Below are 23,107 nucleotides of genomic sequence, written 5' to 3'. Positions count from 1 at the left end.
CCGAACGGATTAGCCGCGGACCGTCACGACCAGTGTCCGCGTGACGCCGTTGACCGTGACCGACAGCCGCGCGACACCCGGCCGCAGCGCCGTCAGCACGCCCGTCGACGCATCGAACGCCACGACACCCCGGCCGACCTGCCAATCCGCGCTCACCGGATACGACACCGGCACGTCGCGAACGCCCTGCCGCAACGAAGCACGTACTTCCGCGCGAGCACCGGGCGCCATCGACGACGGCCCGGTGAGCGAAAGCGAGTCGACGTTCGGCCGCGTCTCGAACCGCACCGGCTGCGCGCGGTCGGCCGGGTCCACGCGCAGCAGCGTCCAGCCGACGAACCCGCCGTCGTCCGGCGCGGCCGCGGGTGCCTTGCCCGAGTTGCCGTTGACCAGGTACGGGACCCCGTCGACCCGCGACAGCGAGAACACGCCGGCGTGCGAGGCCACCGCGGCGGCCGGTTTGCCGGAAGCCTGCTCGAACCCGGTGAGCCACTGGGTCAGCAGCGCGGCCTCCTTCCGGTCGCCGAGCTGGGAGTTCCCGGTCGGGCTCGGGTCCTTCACGGGGTGGTGCATGGCGACGACGACCCCGCGGATCGACCGGTCGTGCGCCGCGGAGTCGAGCGCCGACCGCAGCATCCGGACCTGGTCGAACCCGCCGGCCCGCAGCGAGCCGCGGGAGGAGTCCAGCAGCACCAGCCGGATGCCGTGGAGGTCGGCGACCCGGTGGGTGACCCCGAAGGCGGCCTGGAAGTTCGCGAGGCCGTTGCCGCCTTCCGCTTCGTGGTTGCCCGGCACGTAGTACCAGGGCACCTTGCCGTCGAGCTCGTCGGTGATCACCTGCCGGGCCAGGGCGAAGTCGGGCGCCGTGCCGCGGTCGACGAAGTCGCCGTTGAGCAGCACCAGGTCCGGTTTCGCCGCGACGGCTTCGCGCAGCGCCCGCCGCGCCTGGGCGACCAGCGGCCCCGCCGGGTCGTCCGCGGTGAACTGGGCGTCGCTGACCACGGCGACGCGCAGGCCGCCGGCCAGGACGCCGTCCGTGACCAGCGCCGGGTCGTGCGGGGCCGGATCGGCGGGCACGGCCGTGGCCGGCGCCACCTCGAAGGTCAGGTCGTCGAACGCCAGCCGGCCCTCGTACTGCTGATCCGGGACGTTCTCGACGGCGTAGAAGCGCGTCAGCCGCTGTCCCGCGGGCAACCCGGCCGGGATCGCCGCCGTGACGTACCGCCAGCCCGTCCAGTCCACGCTGAGCGACAAGTCCACAATGGACGCCACGTTCGCCGCGTCACGCAGTTCCGCGCGCAGCCACGCGCCCTTGCCGTCGCCGTCGACCCACAGGCCGATCTTCTGCGTCCCCGGCGGAACCGGAAGCGGCGCGGACGGCGTGACGTAGGCCGCGCGCGTCGCCGTGGTGCCGGTCAGCCGGTAGTCCAGCGCGAGCCCGGCGCCGCCGTCGCGGCCGGGTGCCGCGGAAAGCGCCGCCCCGGCGACCGCCGGGAACACCGTGGCCGTCCAGCCCGCCGGACCGTCCAACGGGGACGCGACCTGCGCCACCGTGCCGACCGACGCGGCCAGGTGCGTGGTCAGGCCGGCGGCCGAAGCGGTGATCGCCGAAGCACCGGAGGACGTCAGCGCGGTCACCGCGTAGCCGTCGCCGGACGGCTCGACCCGCACGACCGAGTGGTCGTAGTCGAGCTTGACGTCGTCGGGCTCGAGCCAGGTGCCGTAGCCGTCGGCGTCGTAGCCGTAGACCTTGAAGGTGCTTCGCGCGCCCACGGCCGACAGCGCGACCTGCTCGGTGCTGGTGCCGAGCCGGACCGGCTTGCCCAGCACCGAAAGCGCCGTCTTCCCGGACGCCCGTCCCGAGCGCGCGAAGACGTCGACGGCGCCCGGGGCGTGCCCGGTGACGACTCCGCGCGTCACGGTCGCCCGCCGCGGATCCGACGTGTTCCAGCGCGGGTCGGCGGCCACCGCGGCGCCGGTCTCGTCGTGACCGTCGGCGACCAGGTGCCGGGTCAGGCCGGACAGCACGCGGTCCGCACCGTCCGACGGCACGGCCGGTGCCGGCGCGAACCCGGTGAGCTTGCCGCTGCCCGGCACGGTCGTGAAGCCGATCCCGTTGGGCACCAGGCGTTCGCCGCCGTCGGACGGCGAGTTCCGGACGCTCGGCGCGGCTTCGCCCTCGTTGCGCGCCAGGAGCGTCGACGACCCGCCGCCGTCGAGGTTGATGGCGTCGTCCGCGCCGAGGCTCTTCAGGTGGCGCGCCAGTTCGAGCTCCGTCATCCCGCGGCTGTCGGCCTGCCGTCCGTCCACGGTGGCCAGCCACAGCTTCCGGCCGTCGGCGGAGAAGCCGACAGCGGTCCGCGGGTGCATGGCGACGTTGTCGACCGGCTGCACGACACCGTCGCGGAGCAGGACCTTGTTGCCGCCCACGGCGACCGCGATCTTCCCGGCGTCCGAGCGCGGCGCGTAGGTGACGCCGACCGCGTCACCCGGCCGCAGCGCGGCGAGCGCGTCCGCCCCGGCTTCGCGGGCCAGCAGCACCGTCGTCCCCGCCGCGATCGGGCCGTCCGCGGGCTGCTCGCGCACGGCGGTGACCACACCGTCGCGGAGTTCCACCTCCCGCACGCGCGACGCCCCCGCCACCGAGGTCGCGCGCCCGGCAGCGCCCCACAACGGCGTGTAGACGCCGATCGCGTCCACCCCCAGGACCGGGCTGTTGAAGTTGGTCGCCTGCACCGCGCCGCCGGGCAGCGTCACGGTGGCTTCGAGGAAGACCGAGGCCAGGGCGGCCTTGCCCGCGCCGGTGATCGACGCGGTGAGGTTGTGCCCGGCGGCGGGCGCGGTCTGCAGCTGTCCGCGGTCGATGCCGACGCCGATCGGCGCGCCGGTGGCGTTGATGTCGAAGAAGTCGCCGTTGACGCCGGCCACCGCACCCGCCCGCGCGACCTGCTGCGACAACGGGGTGCGCGCGGAAACCGTGCCGGGGCTGAGATATGTCGGCTTGAGCACCTTGCTGCCGAGGTCGACGGCGAGGGTGTCGCCGCGGATCCAGCCCGCCGGGTCGAACCGGTCGAACTGGGTGAGGTTCAAGCCGGGCGCGACCTCGGTGGTCGCGCTGCCGGTGACGAGCCCGTCGCCGGGGTCCGCGGCGGCGAAGGCGGCCGGGCCTTCGTGGGCCGACGACGCGGCGGGCGCGGCCTCCACCGGCGGCGTGCCGAGCGGCGCGGCCAGCGGGTCGGCGTGGGCCGGGGCGACGAACGTCGTCGCGAACAAGGCGACGAGCGGCAGCACTGTGCTGCGACAACCGAGGCTTCGCCTCGAGCCGGGGGCTCCGCCACCCGGACCCCCGAACAGAATGCGTGACTTCTTCACCAGGTACCCCAGTATCGAGTGAGAGGCGAGCCGGACCAGCACAGCGCAGCAGCACGGCCGGGGGAAGACTTCCCGGTGAACGCCGCCTGAATGGTCTAGAACACCATCACGGGGTCAGCGGTGCGGCGAGGAGCGCCTCGGCGGCTTCGCCGGTGACGCGCGGGGCCGGTCCGGTGCGCTTCCACAGGCGCAGCAGGAGATCGCGCGCGGGAGCTTCGACGGTCGCGCCGCCGGAAACGGCCGGACCCAGCGCGGGTGGCTCACCGGGGTGCACGGTCCAGACGTCACCCGTGTCGGTGGCGCGCAGCGTGACGGGCCCGGGCAGCTGCGGCACGGCGTGCCACCGCGTCACACGCGGCAGCATCGCGCTGAAGACCTCGTCGACGCCGTCCGCGGCCACGGCCGGGGCGGGCACGTGGGGACTGCCGAGGTCGGCGAGGTGGATGGCGGTCTCGTGCACTTGGCGGCGGAACCAGAACGCCTTGGTCCTGCCGGTCCCGGCGAAGTGCCAGCACGGGTCCGCGGGGTCGGCGGTCTCCAGCTCGGCGAGCAGGAGCCGCGCGCTTTCGGCGTACCACGACACCAGGTCGGCGCCGGCGCCGACGGCGAAATCCTGCGGGTGCACCTCGCCGGTGCGGACGATCGTCGCGGCCCAGCGGTGCACGTTGCCCAGGTGCGTCGCGAGGTCGGTGACGGTCCAGCCGGCGCAGTCGGGCACCGCCGCGGCCGGATCGGCCGTGCGCAGCGCCTCGGCGAACGCGCCGGTCAGCTCCGCCAGCACCGGCAGGTATTCGCGGGGCGCGAACGGCATCGTCGTCATGGGAACTCCGGAAAAGGGAACCGGGGCCACGCGGACGTGGCCCCGGTTCAGGGGATCACAGGTCGGGGAACCAGAGCTTCAGCTCGCGCTCGGCCGACTCGGGCGAGTCCGAACCGTGGACCAGGTTGTACTGGGTTTCCAGCGCGAAGTCGCCGCGGATGGTGCCCGGGGTGGCCTTCTCGACCGGGTCGGTGCCGCCGGCCAGCTGGCGGAACGCGGCGATGGCGCGCGGCCCCTCGACGGCGAGCGCGACCAGCGGACCCGAGGTGATGAACTCCAGCAGGTCACCGAAGAACGCACGCTCCTTGTGCTCGGCGTAGTGCTCCTCGGCCAGCGCCTGCGGAACGGTCCGCAGCTCGAGCGCGGCGAGCTTGAGGCCCTTGCGCTCGATCCGCGAGATGACTTCGCCGACGAGGCCGCGCGCGACGCCATCGGGCTTGACCAGGACCAGCGTGCGTTCAGTCACGACGGTGTTTCTCCTTCATACTGTTCTTCGGGGTCCGGGTGGCGAAGCCCCGGATGCCGTGGTGCGGTGGGTTTCGGTGCGCGCGAGCCTAGCCGACCCTGTTCAGCGCCCCGCCGGGTGCAGTGTCTTCGACCACAGCGACGCCCCGGTCGCGTCGCGCAGGTCCACCGTGAGGTCGCCGCTCGCGCCGTCGACGTTCAGCTCGCCGAAGTGCTGGAAGCCGTCGACCGGGGCCGTGTTCGCCGAGGGCGGGGCGTGCACGAACACCGCCTGCGGGCCGAACGTCGGGTCCAGTGCGTTCGGTCCGAACGCGCCCGCGTTCAACGGGCCGGACACGAACTCCCAGAACGGGTCGAAGTCCGGGAAGGCCGCCCGGTCGGGCGAATAGTGGTGCGCGGCCGTGTAGTGGACGTCCGCGGTCAGCCAGACGACGTTGCGGACGCGGCGGCGCTGGATCTCCCGCAGCACCCACGCCAGCTCGGTCTCCCGCCCGCCCGGCGCGCCCGGCAGGTTGTTCGCCACGGCTTCGATGTTGGTGCCGTCCGGGACGACCAGGCCCAGCGGCATGTCGGCCTGGACGATCTTCCAGGTCGCCGTGCTGCGGCCGAGCGCGTCGGCCAGCCAGCGGGCCTGGGCATCGCCGAGGATGTAGCCCGGCTTCGTCTGGTCCGCGGTGTTGGCGTTGCGGTAGGTCCGCATGTCCAGGACGAAGATCTCGATGCGGGAGCCGTAGGTGAAGCTGCGGTAGACGCGGCCGTCGACCGCCCGGCGCGAGTCGATCGGGTGCCACTCGTGGAACGCCTGGTACGCCCGCGGCGCGAGGACGTCGACGCGCTTCTCGGTGTAGGCCGGGTTGTCGATGATCTTGCCCGGGTACCAGTTGTTCACCACCTCGTGGTCGTCCCACTGGACGTAGGCGGGCACCTGCGCGGCGAAGCGCTTGAAGTGGTCGTCGAGGCGGTTGTACGCGTGCTGGCCGCGGAACTCGTCGAGGGTCTCGGCGACCTTCGACTTCTCGGGGGTGACGACGTTGCGCCAGGTCCGGCCGCCGGGGAGGGTGACGGTTTCGGTCAGCGGGCCGTCGGAGTACACCGTGTCGCCGCTGTGCAGGAACAGGTCGGGGCAGCGCGCGGCCATCGCGGAGAAGATCGTCATCCCGCCCAGGTCCGGGTTGATGCCCCAGTTCTGGCCGACGACGTCGCCCGACCACACGATCCGCGTGTCGCGGCGGCCCACCGGCGCGGTGGCGAACCGGCCGGTCAGCGGCTCGCTCGTGGTGCGCCCGTCGAGGGCTTCGGCGGTGACGCGGTAGTGGTACTCCGTGCCGGGCCGCAGGGCCGCGACGCGCACGCGGCCGGTCCCGCCGCTGTCCGGGCCCACCAGCGGGCCGGACACGCGGCGGGCGTGCCGGAACGACGGGTCCCGCGCGATTTCGACGACCAGGCGCGACGGCCGGTCCGCGCGCGACCAGACGATCGCCGAGCCCGGTGTGACGTCGCCGGACTGGACGCCGTGGGTGAGCACCGGCCGGTCGCGGCGGACGAGCGGGACCGCGGCGAAGGCCGTGGACGGCACGACGAGGCCGGCGGCGACCGCGGAGGCGCCGGTCAGCCCGGCCTTGAGCAGGGTGCGGCGGGAGTGGTGGGTCGGTTCGGTCATGCGCGGTTTCTATCCCGCCGCGGCCAACGGCGGCTTGCGCGCGGATGAACGAACATTGGGGTTTTCCCCCATACCCACCGTCGATCGCCGTCGGTAGCGTTGTCATCACGACAAGGGGGTACGAATGACGCACATCCGCAAGGCGCTGGCCGTTTTCGTGGCCGCACTGTGTTTGACGACATCGGGGGCAACCACACTCGGCGCGGGGGTCGCGAACGCCGGGGAGGACGGCGCGAAAGCCGTCCTGCGCTACACCGAACACGGCATCCCGCACATCGTCGCCAAGGACTTCGCGGGACTCGGCTACGGGTACGGCTTCGCGGCGGCGACCGACAACGTCTGCGAGCTCGCGAAGATCTACGTCACGGTGAGCGCGCAGCGGTCGCGGTACTTCGGCCCGGACGGCGAGGGCTACCCGTCGCTGTCCGAGGCGAAGAGCAACCTGCACAGCGACCTGTTCTTCCAGCAGCTCAACGACTCCGGCGTGGTCGACCGGCTGGTCGCCCAGCCCGCGCCGCAGGGTCCGCGGCCCGAGGTCCGGCAGATCGTCGCGGGCTACGTCAAGGGGTTCAACGCCTACCTGGCCCGCACCGGCCGGTCCGGGATCACCGATCCGGCCTGCCGCGGCGCCGGCTGGGTCCGGCCGATCGCCGAGCAGGACCTCTACCGGCACTTCTACGCCATCGCCGTCACCGGCGGCCTGGGCTTCGTCACCGAAGGGCTGTTCGCGGCGCCGCCGTCCGGTGCGCCGGTGCCGGCCCCGGGTACGGCCGCGCAGCTGTCGGCGAGCCTGCGGGACGGGCTCGGCAAGGGCGGGCTCGGCAGCAACGGCATCGCCGTCGGCGCCGACGGAACGGCGGCGGGCAAGGGCAGTGTGCTGCTCGGCAACCCGCACTACCCGTGGCACGACGGACGGCGGTTCTGGCAGAGCCAGCTGACCATCCCCGGCCGGGTCGACGTGGCCGGGGCGAGCCTGCTCGGCATGCCGTTCGTCATGATCGGGCACACCGCGGACGCGGCCTGGACGCACACGGTGTCCACCCCGGTCACGTTCGGCCTGTTCGAGGTGCCGCTCGCGGCCGGTGACCCGACGACGTACGTGGTCGACGGCAAGCCCGAGAAGATGACCTCCCGCGAGGTCACGGTCCAGGTGCGCCAGGCGGACGGTTCGCTGAAGCCGGTCCGCCAGACCTTCTGGTCGACGCGGTACGGGCCGGTGCTGAACGACGTCGGCGGAATCCCGATGCCGTGGACGGCGAAATCGGCGTACGCGCTGCGGGACGCCAACGCGACCAACATGCGCGGGCTGAACACGTGGTTCGAACTCGACCAGGCCCGCAGCACCGCCGATGTCGTCCGCGCGCTCAGCAGCACGCAGGGCGTGCCGTGGGTGAACACGATCGCGACCGACCGGGCCGGCAACGCGCTCTACGCCGACATCCAGGTCGTCCCGCACGTCACGGACGAGCTGGCCCGCACCTGCAGCACACCGATCGGGCAGCAGACCCTCGCCGGCGACGGACTGGCCATTTTGGACGGTTCGCGGTCGTCGTGCCGGTGGGGTTCGGACCCGGGCGCGCTGGAGCCGGGGATCTTCGCGCCGTCACGGCTCCCGCAGCAGCAGCGCCGAGACTACGAACTGAACGCCAACGACAGCGCCTGGCTCGCGAACGCCCGGGCTCCGCTCACCGGGTTCCCGCGGATCGTCAGCGATCAGGACACCGAGCGTTCCCCACGCACGCGGGAAGCACTGCTCACGGCCGAGGCGAACAAGTTCACCCCGGACTCGATGAAGAAGGTGCTCTTCGCCGACCACAGCCTGTTCGCCGATCTGGCGGCGGCGGACCTGGCGAAGCTGTGCGCCTCGTTCCCGGACGGGCAGGCACCGTCGTCGTCCGGGCCGGTCCCGGTCGGCCCGGCGTGCACCGCGCTGGCGAGCTGGGACCACCGGTACACGCTCGACAGCCGTGGTTCGCTGCTGTTCCAGCGGTTCGGCACGCGGCTCGGCGGGGTGGCCCGGTTCGCCGTGCCGTTCGCCCCGAAGGCACCGCTGACCACGCCGAACACGCTCAACGTCGGTGACGCGGGCGTGCGGAAGGCGTTCGGGGACGCCCTCGCCGAGCTGCGCGCGGCCGGCCTGGCCCCGGACGCACGGCTGCGTGACGGCCAGGCCGTCACGCGCAACGGCGAGCGCATTCCCATCCACGGCGCGCAGGGCTTCCTCGGCGTGCTCAACGTGATGACGCCCCAGTGGGACCCGGCGCGCGGGAACGCCGAGGTCGCGCACGGGTCCAGTTACATCCAGGTGGTGGGGTTCAGCGGGAAGGGCTGTCCGGACACCTCGACGTTGCTGACGTATTCGCAGTCGGCCAACCCGCAGTCGCCGTACTTCAGTGACCAGACGAAGCTCTACAGCCGCGGTGAGTGGGTGAAGGGCCGGTTCTGCGAGGCCGACATCCTGCGCTCGCCCGCGCTGCGGGTCGTCGTGCTGCGGTGACGTCTTCGGCGGAGGCGGGCGCTCAGCCGCTCGCCTCCGCCGACAGCGCACGCAGATCGGCGAAGGCCTCGTCGAGGTGCTCGTCCAGGCTGCGCGCGGATTCGCGGATCCAGGCTCCGGCCGCGTGGTGGAGGGTGGCCCAGCCGACGTGGGCGGCATCGCCGAGACGATCGGGCGCGGCCTGGACCTGCCCGCGGTTTCCCCCACTCCGGACGAGGCCGCCGGGCAGCCGACCCTGCTCGACGACATCGAGCACGGCGACCACCTCCGACGCCAAGCCACAAATCCGGATATCCGGATATAGTGCTGGCATGCGTGTTCTCGTGGTGGGACAGGGCCCGGTGGCCCGGGTGCTGGCGACGTCGTTGGCCGGGAGTCACCGGGCCGGGTTCGCGGTACGCGAGCGGACGGCGGAGTCCTTGCTCGTCGAGACCCGGCGGCTTCGCACGGCGGGACCTGCCCGGCGGGTCGAACAGCGGAGCGTCGACCTGACGACGGCCGGCGAGGGAGCGTCCGGCTGGGACGTGGTGATCAGCACGGCCTCGCCCTCTTCGCCGGGCGTTGCCGAGCTCCTCGGGCCGCCGGCGATCGTCGCCGCGGTCACGCAGGTGCCCTCGGAGGTGGAACTGCTTCGCGAACTGGCCGGTGACCGGCCGTGGGGCCTGGTGGTTCCCGAGTTCTTCGCCGGCGGTGCCGACCCGACGTGGTGGTGGCCGCCGTCGCGGGCGCGGTTCACCGTCGCCGGTCCCGCGTCGTCGTCGCTGCGGTCCTTGTTCGACCGGCCGCAGTGGTCGCGAACCGCGCCGCTCTCGGCTCCCCTGGTGTCCGCGGCGACGACGATGCCGGTCGTGGCCGGGCTGCACGCCGCGGGCTTCGACCTCGGGGCCGCTCGCCGGTCCTCGCCGCGGCTCGCCGCCGCCGCGACGCAGGCCCGCAACGCGGTTGCGGCCGGGTTCGGCGGCCCGAGCCCGCGGCCGGTCCGCCCGCAAGCCGTGCGCGCGGCGTTGACGCTGCTCCCCCGGCTCGCGCCGTTCGACGTGCCGTCCTACCTCCGCAGCCACTTCGGCGGGCACGGCACGCAGACGGTCCGGATGCTGCGGGACTGGGTGGAGCTGGGCCGGCGCCACGGCCTGCCGACCGGCGAGCTGGACGAGCTGCTGAGCCGGGCCGCGGCGGTGACCGGGTGATCCAGGACGCACTCACCACCGCGCTGCCCGTGCTGCGGGCGCTCGGCGAAGCGACCCGGGTGCAGATCATCGGCGTGTTCCTCGACCGCGGCGGGTCCGCCACGGTCGGCGAAGTGCAGTCGGCGCTGGGATTGCCGCAGTCCACGGTGTCGCGTCACCTGCGGGTGCTGCTCGACGCCCGTCTGCTGGCGGTCGCCCGGTCGGGCCCGCACCGGATCTACCGCCTCGACGTGCCGGCCGACGCCCTCGACGCGCTCGACGCCCTCACCACCGAGGTGCGGGCCTGCCAGGCGGCACCGCACCCGTGAGGAGTCACGGCTGGGGCTGCTGGCTCGCCAACGTCCCGGCCGCCATGCGGCGGGCGACGTCCCGGCGCAGCCACAGCAGCCACAGCCACACCGCCAGGAAGATCAGGCCCAGCACCGCGATCGACGGCAGCCAGAACACCAGCGCGATGAGCACCACCTGCAACGCCAGGATCAGCGGCACCGCCCACGCACGCTTGACGAACCCGCACGTCACGATCAGCAGGACCGCCACCGCGATGACCGTCCAGCCAGTGCCGGTGGAAAGCCCGCCGCCGAGCTTGTTCACCACCGGGAGGGCGAGGGCGACCGTGATCGCCTCCATGATCAGCGTCCCGGACATCACGCCGCGGAAGCCCTTCATCGGGTCCTTCGGCTTGGGCGCCTCCTGCGACGTCACGCCGGCTCCTTCCCGAACAGCGTGCGTGCCTCGCCCGCCGTGACCACCGAGCCCGTGACCAGCACACCGCCGCCCGCCAGGGGTTCTTCGGGGTCGTCGTTCGTCTCCACCAGCGCGATCGCCGTCTCGATCGCCGTCTCCAGGTCCGTTTCGGCGACGACGCGGTCTTCGCCGAACACGGAGATCGCCAGCTCGTTCAGCTCTTCCAGCGGCATCGACCGGGGCGAGGAGTTGCGGGTCACGACGATGTCCGACACCACCGGCTCCAGGGCGTCGAGGATGCCGTGGGCGTCCTTTTCGGCCATCACGCCGACCACCGCGACCAGGCGGCGGAAGGCGAACTCCTCGGACACGGTCGTCGCGAGCGCGCGGGCGCCGTGCGGGTTGTGGGCCGCGTCGAGCAGGACCGTCGGCGCCGCTCGGACGCGCTCGAGCCGTCCCGGCGTCTCCACCTCGGCGAACGCCTCACGCACCGCCTCGACGACCAGCTGCCGGTCCTTGCCCGCGCCGAAGAACGCCTCGACCGAGGCGAGCGCCAGCGCGGCGTTCGCGGCCTGGTGGGCGCCGTGCAGCGGGAGGAAGATCTCGTCGTACACCCCCCCGAGGCCCTGCAGCTTCAGCAGCTGCCCGCCGACGGCGATCTCCTTCTCGAGCACGCCGAACTCGCTGCCCGCACGGGCGACCGCGGCGTCGACCTCGACTGCGCGCTCCAGCAGCACCTTCAGCACCTCGGGGTCCTGCTCGCCGATGACCGCGACCGAGCCGGGCTTGATGATGCCCGCCTTCTCGCGCGCCGCGCCGAGGACGTCCGGACCGAGGTACTCGACGTGGTCGAGGCCGATCGGGGTGATGACGGCGACCTCGGCGTCCGCGACGTTCGTGGCGTCCCAGGCGCCGCCGAGGCCCGCTTCGAGGACCGCGGCCTCCACCGGCGCGTCGGCGAACGCGGCGAACGCCATCCCGGTGAGGATCTCGAACTTGCTCATCGCGACGCCGTCCGCGGCCGCACCGTCCACCATGGACACGTACGGCGCGATGTCGTTCCACAGCTCGGCGTAGCGCGCGGCGGAGATCGGACGGCCGTCGAGCGCGATCCGCTCGGTGACCAGCTGCAGGTGCGGGCTCGTGTAGCGGCCGACGCGCAGGCCCATCCGGGTCAGCAGCGCGTCGATCATCCTGGCCGTGGAGCCCTTGCCGTTCGTGCCGGCGACGTGCAGCACCGGGTAGCCGCGGTTGGGCTCGCCCAGCAGCTGCGTCAGCGCCGAAATGCGGGTCAGCGACGGCTCGATCTTCGTCTCCGGCCAGCGCTGGTTCAGCTCGGCCTCGACGGCCATCAGCTCACGCCGCGCCTCGGGGCCGTCCGGATCGCCGTACGCGACCTGCTCGCCCTGGTCGTCGAGCTCGTGCAGCTCGGTGTCCTCGGGCACGGTGAGGTCGGGCACCGGGCCGGTGGCGAGGTTGTCGCCGAGCTGGCCGACACCGCCGATCCCGCCGCGCGAGCCACCGCCGGCGTCGAACGCGGTGTCGCGGACGTCCAGTTGCGGGCCGTGGTCGTCGGACTCCTCGTACCCCGACGTCTCCAGCTCGTCGACGCCCGCGAAACTGTCCAGATCCGACAGGTCCGGCCTGCGACCTGTCTCATCCTGCGGCACTGAATCTCCTCCGGCCTGGGGTTTCGCACTTGCGTTCCGAGTCTACGTGCGTGGTGAGGTGGCACTCTCGACGCATGCCGTTCAACCACAACGACCACTACCACCCGCTGCTGCTGGACCTGCTGCCGCCCGGACCGGGGATCGCGCTGGACGTCGGGTGCGGCACCGGCCGGTTCGCCCGGCGCCTCGCCGCGACGGGCATGGCGGTGGAGGCGGTCGACGTCTCGGCGGCGATGGTCGCGGCGGCGGCCGGGCTGGGCTCGCCGGGGCCGGGCGAGATCCACTACCGGCAGGCCGACATCACCACCGACGCGCTGCCCGAGGCGCACTACGACTACATCTCGTGCCTGGCGTCGCTGCACCACATGCCGTTCGGGACGGTCGCCAAGCTGCGCCGCGCGCTGGTGCCGGGCGGCGTGCTCGTGGTGCTGACCCCGGCCCGGCCGAGCAGCCCGGCGGACTGGGCGCGCGAGGTGGCCGCCGTGCCGCTGAACGCGCTGGCGCGGCTCGTCGTGTACGCCGGCGAACGGCTCAACGGCGGGGACGACGGCGGCCCGCCCGCGCCCACGCTGTTCCGGTTCCCGACGATCGCCGAGCTGCGCCGCGAGTCGGCCCGGCTGCTGCCCGGGAGCACGGTCCGGCCGTTGCTGTTCTGGCGCACCTTGATCACTTACCGTGAACAGGGCGACGGTGACCCGACTGGCGGGTGAAGTCCGGCCCCGGGCCGTCCGGCGCTCGCTACATGTGGGAGCAGCGTTCACGGAACAGAACGGGGTCTTCATGCGCACCACCCGGCTGCTCGTCGCCGTCTTCTCGGCAGCCATCCTGCTCACCACCACCGCCAACACCACAGCCGCCGCCTCGGCGACCGCGAAGATCCACCACTACGTCGCTCTCGGCGATTCCTACACCTCGGGGCCGTTCGTCCCGGCGCAGCGGCTCGACCCGCTCGGCTGCGGGCGGTCGACGGCGAACTACCCGTCGGTCGTGGCGGCGTCGCTCAAGCCCGGCGAGTTCACCGACGTCAGCTGCGCCGGCGCCGACACCGGCGCGATGACCCGGCCGCAGAAGGTGCCGTTCAACGGCACCAACGCCCCGCAGCTGGCTGCCCTGCGGATCGACACCGACCTGGTCACCCTCGGCATCGGCGGCAACGACCACGGCGTGTTCGGCAGCTTGACCGGAACGTGCCCGGGGCTGCGGGCGAGCGACCCGACGGGCAACCCGTGCGAGAAGCACTTCACGACCAACGGCGTCGACACGGTGGGGGCGGCCATCACGTCCATCCAGCCCCGGATCGAAGCCGTGCTGGCCACCGTCCACCAGCGCTCGCCCGGAGCGCGGGTGCTCGTCGTGGGCTACCCGCGGATCGCGCCGGAGCACGGCTACTGCCCGGACGTCCTCCCGTTCGCCGACGGCGACTACGCCTGGCTCAACCGCGTCGAGACCGACCTGAACCAGGCCCTCGAGGACGCGGCCGCGGACGGGGACGCGGAGTACGTCGACACCTACGGCCCGTCACGCGGCCACGACGCCTGCGCGCGCGGTGGCGCGGCGTGGATCAACGGCAAGGACCAGAACGTCTTCGCCGCGGCCGCCTACCACCCGGTGAAGACCGGGATGGCCGGCGTGGCGGCGGTGGTGCTCAAGGCGCTGAGCTGACGAAGTCCAGCACGAGCCGGGCGAACTCGTCCGGCAGCTCGGCCGGGGCACCGTGTCCCGCGTCGATCTCGGCGGCGCGCGCGCCCGGGATCGCGGCGACCAGCTCACGCTGCTGGTCCGCCGTGACGATCCGGTCGTGCGTGCTGCCGAGCACCAGCACGGGCGCGGTGATCCGCCCGAGCACCGGCCGCAGGTCGACGCCGCGGTCGGCCTCGATCTGCCGGTCCGCGCCGGGCTGGATCACCGTTTCCAGGGTCTTGACGAGCTGTTCGTTGCTTTCCGCGGTGGCCTGCTCCCAGTAGCGCGGGCCGAAGGCCATCAGCGGGAGCATGCGGGCGAACGTCCCGGTTCCGGTTTCGAGCAGGTCCAGCCAGTAGCGGAACTCGGCGTCCTGCCTGGTGTCCGTCACCGGCCAGGCGGCGTGCAGCACCGCTGTCCGGACGCGGTCCGGGCGGGTGCCGGCCAGGTGGGCCGCCACGACCCCGCCGAGCGAGTGCCCGACGACGTGGGCTTCGGCTGCTCCCGCGTGGTCCAGCACGGCTTCGGCCTGGGCGGCGAGGGCCTCGACGGTGATCGGGCCGCCGTCGTCGGTGGTCAGGCCGGAGCCGGGGAAATCGGGAGCCAGCACGGTGAAGCCGTTCGCCTGCGCGGTCAGCGGCCCCCACTGCTCGCGGGACGCGGCGGTGCCGTGCAGCAGGAGCAGCGCCGGGCCGTCGCCGGTCCGGTCGTAGTGGACGACGGTGTCACCGAGCGTCACTTCGGGCATGGTCGTCCCCTTCAGGCGGCGATGGTCCGGAGCGCGGCGGTGAACGCGCGCGGGTTTTCCTGGTGCGGAACGTGCCCACAGCCGGCGAGCACGTGCACGCGGGCGCCGGGGGTTTCCGCGGCGCAGTTGCGCGGCACTTCGAGCGGGATCTGGGCGTCCAGCTCACCGTGCAGGTAGCCGATCGGGACGGCGAGGTCCTTGAGCCGGGGCCGCGGGTCGTAGCCGGCGCACTCGGTGAACAGCTCGTCGATGTAGGGGCCGGAGTCGAGCAGCTGGCGCAGCGTCCAGTCGACGAGCTCGCGGGCGGCGCCGGGGGCGAACCAGCCCGGCACCCAGCCCGCCAGCGTGCCCGCCCGGTCGTCGACGAGCTGTTTTCGCAGGTCGTGGAGGCGGTCGAGCATGCCGGTGCGCGGCCAGTACCCGGGGCCGTCGACCACGACGACGCGCTCGACGAGCTCGGGCCGGGCAAGAGCCAGCTCCGTGGCGAAGACCCCGCCGATGCTCGACCCGACGACGGTGGGCTTGATCTCCAGCGTCTCGATCGCCTGCACGAGGTCGGCGGTGATCCGGGCGATGGTGTTGCCTTCGGCGGGGTGGTCCGAGCGGCCGCAGCCGCGCCAGTCGAGCGTGACGACGCGGTGGTCGCGCACGAGATCGGGCAGGCACGGGTACCAGACGCGGCCGCTGGTCCCCCAGCCGTGCAGGAGCAGCAGGGCCGGGCCGGCGCCGGCGTCTTCGTAGTGGAGGCGGGTTCCGTTGACGTCCAAGGTGGGCATGCCTCGAGCTTCGTGCTCGGGTTCACGCTTTTCGATGGGCAGTCCGCTCCTACACTGATCACGAAGCCTGATGAATGGGGTCGGCGGGTGGAGCTGCGGCAGCTGAGGTACTTCGTGACGGTCGCGGAGGAGCTGCACTTCGGCCGCGCGGCGGAGCGGCTGCACATCGTCCAGCCGGCCGTGAGCCAGCAGGTCCGGCGGCTGGAGCGTTCGCTGGGCGTGCCGTTGTTCGACCGGACGACGCGAAGCGTTTCGCTGACGGAGGCGGGGCAGCGGTTCCTGCCGCACGCGCGGGCGGTGCTGTCGGCGGCCGACCGGGCGGCGGATTCGGTGTCGTCGTTTCGCCCGGCCGGAGCTGCGGTCCGGCTGGGGACGAGCGAGGGGCTGGGCGACCGGCTGGACGCGTTCCTTCGCGCTTTCGCACGGCTGGCTCCTTCGGCTTCCCTGGAGTTGCTTCACGCGCCGACTCTGCAGCGGCTGCAGCGGGTCCGGGACGGGTCGCTGGACGCGACCATCGTGCGGGGTTCCTGGCCCTCATCGGGGCTTGACTTCACTCCTTTGTGGATGGACGAGGTCCTGGTGGCACTTCCGGCGTCTCACCCGCTGGCTTCGTCGCCGGCGGTTCCGTTCGCTTCGCTGGCGTCACTTCCGGCGCGACTGAGCCCGCCTTCGCGCAATCATCCGCTGTACGACTTGGTGATGTCTTCGTGCCGGGAGGCGGGCTTCGAGCCGGTGCTGGGCAAGGAGTTCACGACGGCACAGGACACGCTGGGGACACTGGGCTTCGGACGTCCACACTGGACGGTGTTCTACCGGGCACACGCGAACCTGCTGCCGGTGCCGGGCGTGGTTTTCCGGCCGTTGCGGGATCCTTCACCCCGGATGCAGACGTACCTGGCGACGCCTTCCGACCGGCGGCTGACGCCGGAACTGGTGGCGTTGATCGAAGCCGCGCGCGAATCGGCGGCCGACTGAGCAGCCCCCGTTTTCCACGCTACCCGAGGGGTACGACAAAGCCCGGCACCCGCGAGCGAGTGCCGGGCTGTTGTCCACAACCTCAGGAAGCCGGCAGCGCCGCCAAGCGGGCCGTGATGCGGTCGATGTCCGCGACCGCCGTTTCCTTGCGGGCCTTGATCTTCGTCACCACGTGCTCCGGGGCCTTCGCGATGAAGGCCTCGTTGCCCAGCTTGGCGTCGGTCTGGGACAGCTCCTTCTCCGCCGCCGCGAGGTCCTTCTGGAGGCGCTTGCGCTCGGCCGCCACGTCGACCGTTCCCGAGAGGTCCAGCTCCACCGTCACCACGGCGTCCGCCAGGGCCACCTCGAGCGACGCGCTCGCCGCGAACTCCGGAGACGGCGCCGTCAAGCGCACCAGGGACCGGACTGCCTCTTCGTGGCCGCCCGTGTAGCCCGCCAGGCGGGCCGCCACCTTCTGGCCCGGCTTCAGGCCCTGGTCCGCGCGGAACCGGCGGATCTCCGTCACCAGCTTCTGGACGTCCGCGATCCGGGCGTCGGCCGCAGGATCCGCGTAGCCCTCGAACGGAACCGGCCAGGCCGCGACCACCAGTGACTCGCCGCCGGTCAGCGCCGTCCAGAGCTTCTCCGTGATGAACGGGATGAACGGGTGCAGCAGCCGCAGCACTGTGTCCAGCACGTGGCCGAGCACCGAACGAGTGGCCGAAACCCGCGCGTCATCGCCCTGGTACAGCTGGACCTTCGCCAGCTCCAGGTACCAGTCGCAGAGCTCGTTCCAGGTGAACTGGTAGAGCGCGCCCGCCACCTTCGCGAACTGGAAGTCCTCGAACAGGCAGTCCACTTCGGACACCAGCGCGCCGAGGCGGCCCAGGATCCAGCGGTCCGCCTCGGTCAGCTCAGCGGCAGCAGGCAGCGGAGCAGCGACCGATGCGCCGTTCATCATCGCGAACTTGGTGGCGTTCCACAGCTTCGTGCAGAAGTTGCGGGAGCCGGCCGCCCACTCGTCGGCCAGTGCCATGTCCGCGCCCGGGTTCGCTCCGCGGGCGAGGGTGAACCGCGTGGCGTCCGCGCCGTACGCGTCCATCCACTCCAGCGGGTCGATCACGTTGCCGCGCGACTTCGACATCTTCTTGCCCTGGGCGTCCCGGATCAGCCCGTGCAGGTACACGTGGTCGAACGGCTGCTTGCCGTCCATCTGGTGCACGCCGAACATCATCATCCGGACGACCCAGAAGAACAGGATGTCGTAGCCCGTCGAGAGCACGCTCGTCGGATAGAACTTGGCCAGGTCCTCCGAAGAGGCGGGCCAGCCCAGCGTCGACATCGGCCAGAGGCCGGACGAGAACCACGTGTCCAGCACGTCCGGGTCCTGCGTCCAGCCCTCGCCCGACGGCGGCTGCTCGTCCGGGCCGACGCAGACGACTTCGCCGTCGGGGCCGTAGTAGACCGGGATCCGGTGGCCCCACCACAGCTGGCGCGAAATCGTCCAGTCGTGCATGTTGTCGACCCAGTCGAAGTAGCGCTTGCCCAGCTCCGGCGGGTGGATCTTCGTCCGGCCGTCGCGGACCGCGTCGCCCGCCAGCTTGGCCAGCTCCCCGACCTTGACCCACCACTGCAGCGACAGCCGCGGCTCGACCACCGTGTCGCACCGCGAGCAGTGCCCGACTGCGTGCACGTACGGCCGCTTCTCCGCGACGATCCGGCCGGCCTCCCGCAGCGCGGCGACGACCGCCGGGCGCGCCTCGAACCGGTCGAGGCCCTCGAACGGCCCCGGCGCGGTGATCTCCGCGCGCTCGTTCATGATCGTCAGCATCGGCAGGTCGTGGCGACGGCCGATCTCGAAGTCGTTCGGGTCGTGCGCCGGGGTGACCTTCACCGCACCGGTGCCGAACTCGGGGTCGACGTGCTTGTCGGCCACGATCGGGATGCGGCGGCCGGTCAGCGGCAGCTCGACCTCGGTGCCGACCAGGTGCGCGTACCGCTCGTCGTCCGGGTGGACGGCGACCGCGGTGTCGCCCAGCATCGTCTCGGCGCGGGTGGTGGCGACCACGATCGCGGTGTCGCCGTCGCCGTAGCGGATCGACACGAGCTCGCCGTCGTCGTCGTTGTGGTCGACCTCGATGTCCGACAGCGCCGTCTGGCAGCGCGGGCACCAGTTGATGATCCGCTCGGCGCGGTAGATCAGGCCCTCGTCGAAGAAGTTCTTGAACACCGTCTGGACGGCCTTCGACAGGTTCTCGTCCATGGTGAACCGCTCACGCGACCAGTCGACACCGTCGCCGAGGCGCTTCATCTGGCCGAGGATCTTGCCACCGTACTCGGCCTTCCACTCCCAGACGCGCTCGACGAACTTCTCGCGGCCCAGGTCGTGGCGCGAAAGGCCCTCGCCGGCCAGCTGGCGCTCGACGACGTTCTGCGTCGCGATGCCGGCGTGGTCCATGCCCGGCAGCCACAGCACCTCGTAGCCCTGCATGCGACGGCGGCGGCTCATCGCGTCCATCAGGGTGTGGTTGAGAGCGTGGCCCATGTGCAGGGAACCGGTTACGTTCGGCGGCGGCAGTACGATCGAGAACGGCGGCTTCCCCGACGAGGCGTCGGCCGTGAAGTACCCGGCCGCTACCCAGCGGTCGTACATCGGTGCTTCCTCGGCGGCCGGGTCCCAGGCACCCGGAAGGTCGGTGGTCTGCTGCGGAGCGTTCTCGGTCACAATGGACAAGTCTACGAACCCGTCACGGCGGGTCACCCAGGGGGAAGGCACTCGGGATGGCAGAGCCTCAGCAGCCGCAGGATCCGGACGACCGGCGCCTCGAGACGCACCCGGACCTGATGAACCCGGACTGGCAGAAGTACGCCGCACGGGACGCCTGGCTGGGCGCGAAGAAGGACCTCAAGAAGCGCCGCAAGCGCGAGCGCCGCACGGGCGGCTACCGGCAGCCGGGGCAGAGCCGCTGGCCGGGCGTGCTGGCCCTGCTCATCGTGGTCGGGCTGGTCGCCGCGGCGATCATCGTGCACCAGCTCCAGGGCATCGGCGTCAACGAATTCGCGTACTTCGGGTAACACTCGTCCCCGCTCCTCCGCGAAGGCCCGGCCACGCAGGGTGAGCTCGCCGCCGCCGGCCTGCTGGTCGACCGCCACGGCGCCCGCCGCGTCCTGCTCGGCGGGGCGAGCCTGGTGATCGTCACCGGCATCGCGGGCATGATCCCGGTTCGGTGGGCTGGCTGACCGGCGTGCGCGTCGTCCTCGGCCTGGGCACGTGTGCCGGGTTCCCGGCGGCGATGGCCGTACTGCGCCACCACGCCGACGCTCTTGGGGGTCCAGGGGGCTCGCCCCCGGCCGGGGGCCGGGGCTCGGCCCCGGAAAACACCGAGGCGAGTGGCCAGGGTGTGCCCGCGCGGGTGCTGTCGGTGCTGTCGATGTCCGCACAGACGGTGATGGTGATCAGCGCGCTGCTGCTCGTGGTCACCGTCGCCGACCGCGGGTTGCGCGCCGCCCGAGCCTGACCCCTGTTAGCGCGCGCGTTCATCGAGGCGCACGATGAACACATGACCCGTGAAGCGCCGGCGCAGGACGTGGACGAATCCCGCCTCGAGGTGGGCAAGCCGAAGGGGTGGGCGGCCGGGATACCCGGCGTCGCCGTGTCGCTCGCGCGCAGTTTCGAGCAGCTGGGCGCCGGGCGGACCGTCAAGGCGCTGCGGCTGCTGAACCAGCGCGACGGCTTCGACTGCCCCGGCTGCGCGTGGCCCGAACCCCGCGAGGTCGACGGCGAGAAGCGCAAGCTGGCCGAGTTCTGCGAGAACGGCGCCAAGGCCGTCGCCGAGGAAGCCACGAAACGGCGGGTGGACCGCGAGTTCTTCGCGAAGCACCCGATCGGCGAGCTCGAAACCAGGACCGACTACTGGCTCGGCCAGCAGGGCCGGATCACCGAGCCGTTCGTGCTGCGCGAAGGCGCGACGCACTACGAGCCGATCTCCTGGGACAACGCGTTCGAGCTGGTCGCGGGCGAGCTCAAGGCGCTGACCGACCCGAACGAGGCGATCTTCTACACCTCCGGCCGCACCAGCAACGAGGCCGCGTTCCTCTACCAGCTGCTGGTGCGCTCGTTCGGCACCAACAACCTGCCCGACTGCTCCAACATGTGCCACGAGTCCTCGGGCGCGGCGCTGTCGGCGACGACCGGCGTCGGCAAGGGGTCGGTGAGCCTGGCGGACATCCACCAGGCCGACCTCGTCGTCGTCGTCGGGCAGAACCCGGGCACCAACCACCCGCGGATGCTCTCGGCGCTGGAGGAGGCCAAGGGCCGTGGCGCGCGGATCATCGCCGTCAACCCGCTGCCCGAAGCCGGGCTGATGCGGTTCAAGAACCCGCAGAACGTCCGCGGTGTCATCGGCAAGGGCACCCCGCTGGCCGACGAGTTCGCCCAGGTCCGCCTCGGCGGCGACCTGGCCCTGTTCCAGGCCGTCGGGCACCTGCTGCTCGCCTGGGACGCCGAGGCACCCGGCGCGATCGTCGACCGCGAGTTCGTCGAACGGGTCACCGAGGGCTTCGACGCCTACGCGAAGCACCTGCAGGAGGTCGACTGGCCGGAGATCGAGCGCGCGACCGGCCTCCCCCGCGCGCAGATCGAGCGCGTCGCCCGGATGATCGCCACCTCTGAGCGCACCATCTACTGCTGGGCGATGGGGCTCACCCAGCACAAGCACGCCGTGCCGACGATCTCCGAGATCGCGAACCTCGCCCTGATGCGCGGGATGATCGGCAAGCCGGGCGCCGGCCTGTGCCCGGTGCGCGGGCACTCCAACGTCCAGGGCGACCGGACGATGGGCATCTGGGAGAAGATGCCGCAGTCCTTCATGGACGCCCTGGCCGCCGAATTCGGCATCGAGGTCCCCCGCGAGCACGGCTTCGACACCGTCGACGCCATCCGCGCGATGCGGGACGGCCGTGGCAAGGTGTTCTTCGCCGTCGGCGGCAACTTCGCCTCGGCGACGCCGGACTCGGAGCTGACCGAGAAGGCACTGCGCTCGTGTGCACTGACCGTGCACGTGTCGACGAAGCTGAACCGGTCGCACGTCGTGCACGGCCGCACCGCGCTGGTCCTGCCGACGCTCGGCCGCACCGAACGCGACGTCCAGGCCGGCGGCGAGCAGTTCGTCACGGTCGAGGACTCGATGTCGCAGGTGCACACCTCCCGCGGACGCCTGCAGCCGGCGAGCGAGCACCTGCTCTCGGAGGTGGCGATCGTCTGCCGGCTGGCCGAGCAGCTCTTCGGCGCCGGCCACGCCGTGCCGTGGCGGACCTTCGAGACCGATTACGACCTGATCCGCGACCGGATCTCGCGGGTCGTGCCGGGCTGCCAGGACTACAACCGCCGCGTCCGCGAGCCGGACGGCTTCGTGCTGCCGCACGCCCCGCGCGACTCCCGCGAGTTCACCGGGACCGCCAACGGCAAGGGCAACTTCACGGTGTCGGAACTGGAGTACCCCCGGGTCCCGGCGGGCCGCCTGCTGCTGCAGACGATGCGCAGCCACGACCAGTACAACACCACGATCTACGGCCTGTCGGACCGCTACCGCGGGATCGAGAACGCCCGCCGCGTGGTGCTGGTGAACCCGGACGACCTCGCGGAGCTCGGCTTGGCCGACGGCGCTCCGGTCGACCTGGTCTCGGAGTGGCGTGACGGCGATCGCCGGGCGCCGGCGTTCCGGGTCGTCGCGTACCCGACCGCGCGCGGCTGCGCGGCGGCGTACTTCCCGGAGGCGAACGCGCTGGTGCCCCTGGACTCGGTGGCGGACAAGTCGAACACCCCGGTGTCGAAGGCGATCGTCGTGCGGCTCGAACCGGTCCGGGCGGAACCTCAGTCCTGAAAGTCGCGCTGCAGCGTGCCGGCCATGTCCGTGACCACGGCCTGCACGCTGTCCAGCGTCGCGGGCGGGATCAGCGCGGCCTGGGTTCCGCCGTCGGCGATGGCCAGTGCGAGCACGACGTTGCCGGTCCGGACGGCACCCCACTGCTCGGAAAAGCCGGCCTCGTCGCCGACCCCGGTGGCGAGCCGGACACCGGAGTGGTCGCCGAGCGCGTCGGTCATCAGCCGGCTCGCCTTGGCGGCGGCCTCCTCCGCGTCGGACTGGGTGAACCGCACCACGGCGATCGTGACGAACCGGTAGTCCTGCAGGTTGGGCTGGCCCCCGCCGAGGTCACGCGCGTAGAGGCGGCGGCAGGTCGTGACCTCGTTGCCCTCGGTCGCGCGGTCCTCGGGGACGACCTCGGTCTCGGCCGCCTTCACCGAGTCGGCCGGGATCTCGACCGTTCCGGGCGCGAGCTGCGCCCGTGCGTTCGGCCCGAGCAGCCGGCAGGCGTCGATCGCGCCCGGGTAGTGCCCCGAAGCGGACGCCGACTGGCACCCGGCAGAAAGAACGGCTGAAGCGAGGACGGGCAAGATCCACCCACCCCGGATGACGCTGCTGCGCATAAATTCCGGACTTTCCGTATTCCCTGAAATCAATTTTCCAAGATCGCCCACCGATCGGGTGAACTTTCCGTCCGCCACACGGTCCTGCCCGTGCCAACGGTCAC

General features: G+C 72.2%; 19 protein-coding genes and 1 pseudogene. 9 read left to right on the top strand and 11 right to left on the bottom strand.

Features of this window, described 5'->3' with window-relative positions; translation table 11 throughout:
• Window positions 1–9: 9 nt before the first annotated feature.
• From ACLJQE_RS27865 to ACLJQE_RS27850, 4 genes are all read right to left on the bottom strand, one after another.
• Window positions 10–3,291 carry a phosphodiester glycosidase family protein gene (locus ACLJQE_RS27865; RefSeq protein ID WP_410642349.1) on the bottom strand — a complete coding sequence of 1,094 codons (3,282 nt, stop codon included), beginning with the start codon at window positions 3,289–3,291 and terminating at the stop codon, window positions 10–12.
• Window positions 3,292–3,478: 187 nt separating this feature from the next.
• Window positions 3,479–4,192 carry a maleylpyruvate isomerase family mycothiol-dependent enzyme gene (locus ACLJQE_RS27860; protein WP_410642347.1) on the bottom strand — a complete coding sequence of 238 codons (714 nt, stop codon included), beginning with the start codon at window positions 4,190–4,192 and terminating at the stop codon, window positions 3,479–3,481.
• 55 nt (window positions 4,193–4,247) lie between these two features.
• Window positions 4,248–4,658, bottom strand: a complete 411-nt coding sequence (gene ndk, locus ACLJQE_RS27855; protein ID WP_410642346.1) for a nucleoside-diphosphate kinase — start codon at window positions 4,656–4,658, stop codon at window positions 4,248–4,250.
• Between the two features lie 102 nt (window positions 4,659–4,760).
• Window positions 4,761–6,317 (bottom strand): alkaline phosphatase D family protein, encoded by a 1,557-nt coding sequence (locus tag ACLJQE_RS27850; RefSeq protein ID WP_410642345.1) that lies wholly within the window; start codon window positions 6,315–6,317, stop codon window positions 4,761–4,763.
• A 124-nt stretch (window positions 6,318–6,441) separates the two neighbouring features.
• Between ACLJQE_RS27850 and ACLJQE_RS27845 the strand changes: the two genes are divergently transcribed.
• Window positions 6,442–8,814 (top strand): penicillin acylase family protein, encoded by a 2,373-nt coding sequence (locus ACLJQE_RS27845; RefSeq protein WP_410642344.1) that lies wholly within the window; start codon window positions 6,442–6,444, stop codon window positions 8,812–8,814.
• Between the two features lie 22 nt (window positions 8,815–8,836).
• Here ACLJQE_RS27845 and ACLJQE_RS27840 read toward each other — a convergent pair whose 3' ends face one another.
• Window positions 8,837–9,070, bottom strand: coding sequence for a hypothetical protein (locus tag ACLJQE_RS27840; protein ID WP_410642343.1), 234 nt, complete (start codon window positions 9,068–9,070; stop codon window positions 8,837–8,839).
• Between the two features lie 55 nt (window positions 9,071–9,125).
• Between ACLJQE_RS27840 and ACLJQE_RS27835 the strand changes: the two genes are divergently transcribed.
• The gene (locus ACLJQE_RS27835) at window positions 9,126–10,001 is read left to right on the top strand and encodes a hypothetical protein (protein ID WP_410642342.1); all 876 of its coding nucleotides are present in this window, start codon (window positions 9,126–9,128) and stop codon (window positions 9,999–10,001) included.
• Window positions 9,998–10,309, top strand: coding sequence for an ArsR/SmtB family transcription factor (locus ACLJQE_RS27830; protein ID WP_410642341.1), 312 nt, complete (start codon window positions 9,998–10,000; stop codon window positions 10,307–10,309). Before ACLJQE_RS27835 ends, ACLJQE_RS27830 begins: the two co-directional genes overlap by 4 nt.
• Window positions 10,310–10,313: 4 nt before the next feature.
• On the opposite strand, the gene ACLJQE_RS27825 is transcribed toward ACLJQE_RS27830, so the two are convergent.
• Both ACLJQE_RS27825 and folC read right to left on the bottom strand, forming a co-directional pair.
• Window positions 10,314–10,670 carry a DUF4233 domain-containing protein gene (locus ACLJQE_RS27825; protein ID WP_410642483.1) on the bottom strand — a complete coding sequence of 119 codons (357 nt, stop codon included), beginning with the start codon at window positions 10,668–10,670 and terminating at the stop codon, window positions 10,314–10,316.
• Between the two features lie 32 nt (window positions 10,671–10,702).
• Window positions 10,703–12,358, bottom strand: a complete 1,656-nt coding sequence (gene folC, locus ACLJQE_RS27820; protein WP_410642340.1) for a bifunctional tetrahydrofolate synthase/dihydrofolate synthase — start codon at window positions 12,356–12,358, stop codon at window positions 10,703–10,705.
• 74 nt (window positions 12,359–12,432) lie between these two features.
• Between folC and ACLJQE_RS27815 the strand changes: the two genes are divergently transcribed.
• A complete protein-coding gene (locus ACLJQE_RS27815) occupies window positions 12,433–13,068 on the top strand; it encodes a class I SAM-dependent methyltransferase (RefSeq protein ID WP_410642339.1) in 636 nt (211 codons plus the stop codon).
• 70 nt (window positions 13,069–13,138) lie between these two features.
• Window positions 13,139–14,020: an SGNH/GDSL hydrolase family protein gene (locus ACLJQE_RS27810; protein WP_410642338.1), complete on the top strand. Its 882-nt coding sequence runs from the start codon at window positions 13,139–13,141 to the stop codon at window positions 14,018–14,020.
• Here ACLJQE_RS27810 and ACLJQE_RS27805 read toward each other — a convergent pair.
• Together ACLJQE_RS27805 and ACLJQE_RS27800 are read right to left on the bottom strand one after the other, a co-directional pair.
• On the bottom strand, window positions 14,004–14,786 hold the full coding sequence (locus ACLJQE_RS27805; protein ID WP_410642337.1) for an alpha/beta fold hydrolase: 783 nt from the start codon (window positions 14,784–14,786) through the stop codon (window positions 14,004–14,006). The two genes, ACLJQE_RS27810 and ACLJQE_RS27805, sit on opposite strands and share 17 nt — an antisense overlap.
• An 11-nt stretch (window positions 14,787–14,797) precedes the next feature.
• Complete coding sequence (locus ACLJQE_RS27800; protein ID WP_410642336.1) at window positions 14,798–15,562, bottom strand: alpha/beta fold hydrolase; 765 nt, start codon at window positions 15,560–15,562, stop codon at window positions 14,798–14,800.
• Window positions 15,563–15,649: 87 nt separating this feature from the next.
• Here ACLJQE_RS27800 and ACLJQE_RS27795 point away from each other — a divergent pair, with 87 nt between their 5' ends.
• On the top strand, window positions 15,650–16,537 hold the full coding sequence (locus ACLJQE_RS27795; RefSeq protein WP_410642335.1) for a LysR family transcriptional regulator: 888 nt from the start codon (window positions 15,650–15,652) through the stop codon (window positions 16,535–16,537).
• Window positions 16,538–16,619: 82 nt separating this feature from the next.
• Here ACLJQE_RS27795 and ACLJQE_RS27790 read toward each other — a convergent pair whose 3' ends face one another.
• On the bottom strand, window positions 16,620–19,241 hold the full coding sequence (locus tag ACLJQE_RS27790; RefSeq protein ID WP_410642334.1) for a valine--tRNA ligase: 2,622 nt from the start codon (window positions 19,239–19,241) through the stop codon (window positions 16,620–16,622).
• Between the two features lie 56 nt (window positions 19,242–19,297).
• Here ACLJQE_RS27790 and ACLJQE_RS27785 point away from each other — a divergent pair, with 56 nt between their 5' ends.
• The 3 genes and pseudogenes from ACLJQE_RS27785 to ACLJQE_RS27775 all read left to right on the top strand — a co-directional run bounded on the left by ACLJQE_RS27785 (window position 19,298) and on the right by ACLJQE_RS27775 (window position 22,398).
• The gene (locus ACLJQE_RS27785) at window positions 19,298–19,591 is read left to right on the top strand and encodes a hypothetical protein (protein ID WP_410642333.1); all 294 of its coding nucleotides are present in this window, start codon (window positions 19,298–19,300) and stop codon (window positions 19,589–19,591) included.
• A 57-nt stretch (window positions 19,592–19,648) separates the two neighbouring features.
• Window positions 19,649–19,986: pseudogene (locus ACLJQE_RS27780) on the top strand (MFS transporter); the annotation flags it as partial.
• A 90-nt stretch (window positions 19,987–20,076) separates the two neighbouring features.
• The gene (locus ACLJQE_RS27775) at window positions 20,077–22,398 is read left to right on the top strand and encodes an FdhF/YdeP family oxidoreductase (protein ID WP_410642332.1); all 2,322 of its coding nucleotides are present in this window, start codon (window positions 20,077–20,079) and stop codon (window positions 22,396–22,398) included.
• Here ACLJQE_RS27775 and ACLJQE_RS27770 read toward each other — a convergent pair.
• Window positions 22,389–22,970 (bottom strand): hypothetical protein, encoded by a 582-nt coding sequence (locus tag ACLJQE_RS27770; protein ID WP_410642331.1) that lies wholly within the window; start codon window positions 22,968–22,970, stop codon window positions 22,389–22,391. The genes ACLJQE_RS27775 and ACLJQE_RS27770 overlap by 10 nt on opposite strands.
• Window positions 22,971–23,107: the final 137 nt, after the last annotated feature.

This window comes from Amycolatopsis sp. lyj-346 (assembly GCF_046548975.1).
GTDB lineage: Bacteria > Actinomycetota > Actinomycetes > Mycobacteriales > Pseudonocardiaceae > Amycolatopsis.
The sequence above is the reverse complement of the archived record's forward strand: the minus strand, read 5'-3'. Positions and strand labels throughout refer to the sequence as shown.